Genomic DNA, 1,412 nt, shown 5'->3' on the forward strand with positions numbered 1-1,412 from the left:
TAATGCCGATCAGTTAAAGCCAAAGTGATCGGTTGAAGGATCCTTCCGAGCTGTCAAAATCCAAGTGTATTTAATGCACTTGGATTTTTTTATGGATGTTTCTCAAGCTCTAAACATAATTAATGATTGGAAACCTAGCAGCGTTGAGACTTTGTCTGACTTGCTTCCAATTGAACTCATCGACGAAGCCTATTCTCTTACTGATACTGTCACGATGAGAAAGAGGAAATTAACTTTAGAATCCATGGTGTGGCTGCTTGTTGGAATGGCTATCTACAACAGTAAATCCATGAAAGATTTAGTGAACCAACTTGATATTGTCGACCGTACAGGTAAAGCTTTTGTCGCACCGAGTGCGTTAACTCAACGTCGAAAGACGTTGGGTGAAGACGCAATTAAAGCGGTCTTTGAGCGAATGACTACGTCATGGTTAAAAAGTGCAAAGTTACCCCAGTGGAATGGATTAACGCTTCTTGGCGTCGATGGCGTTGTTTGGCGAACGCCCGATAACCCGCAAAATGAAAAAGCATTTTCTCGACAAAAAGGGACGCAATATCCGCAAGTGAGAATGGTCTGCCAAATGGAACTAAGCAGTCACATTATTACGGCCAGTGCATTTGATAATTACAATACAAACGAAATGATATTAGCTGAAAAACTGATAGAAACAACACCAAACCATAGCGTGACAATGTTCGATAAGGGGTTCTATTCTTTAGGCTTATTACATAAATGGCAAGACTCTGGCTCGGAGCGTCATTGGCTTATCCCCCTCAAGAAAAATACACAATATGACATTGTTCAATCTTTAGGGCGAAATGACAAACTGGTTCAATTACACAGTAACCCAAGGGCTAGAAAGCTATGGCCTGATTTACCAAAGTCGATAACCGCTCGACTTGTCACTCGTAAAATTAAAGGAAAAGACTACCAAGTATTAACCTCCATGACGGACTCCCTGCGTTACCCATCAAAAGATATTGCAGGCCTTTATGAACATCGTTGGGAAATTGAGCTAGGCTACCGAGAGCAAAAACAATACATGCTTGGAAATCGTCTCACGCTGCGAAGTCGTTTACCAGAACTGGTAAAGCAGGAGTTATGGGGCATCTTGCTTACTTACAATTTAATCCGATACCAGATGGTCGAGCTCTGCTTCAATTTAAAGGGAAATTACCTTCCTTATCAACTGAGTTTTAACGGCACATTAGCTCATGTATCTGCGTTACTTGTAGGCTTACCTTACTCAACACCAGGCGCAATACCTCGTCAGCTAAAAGGGTTCCACAACATGGCTGAAAGCTTAATACTTGAAGGGCGAAGGGAAAGGACATTCCCTAGAACAGTTAAACCCAGACCACAACGGTATGCTAAGAACAAAAATGCCGTTCACTCTTAAGTGAACGGCATTA

1 protein-coding gene is annotated in these 1,412 nt (G+C 41.9%); it reads left to right on the forward strand.

All coding sequences use genetic code 11. The features are described from left to right. Nucleotides 1-91: 91 nt before the first annotated feature. A complete protein-coding gene (locus AB6E08_RS23295) occupies nt 92-1,399 on the forward strand; it encodes an IS4 family transposase (protein ID WP_102250515.1) in 1,308 nt (435 codons plus the stop codon). Nucleotides 1,400-1,412: the final 13 nt, after the last annotated feature.

The sequence above is a fragment of the Vibrio sp. 10N.247.310.24 genome, assembly GCF_041467175.1.
In the GTDB taxonomy this organism is placed as follows: domain Bacteria; phylum Pseudomonadota; class Gammaproteobacteria; order Enterobacterales; family Vibrionaceae; genus Vibrio; species Vibrio tasmaniensis_A.

Excerpts from the sequence above, each read along its gene's own strand:
- AB6E08_RS23295 (WP_102250515.1), top strand. The coding sequence starts at position 92 with ATGGATGTTTCTCAAGCTCTAAACATAATTAATGATTGGAAACCTAGC.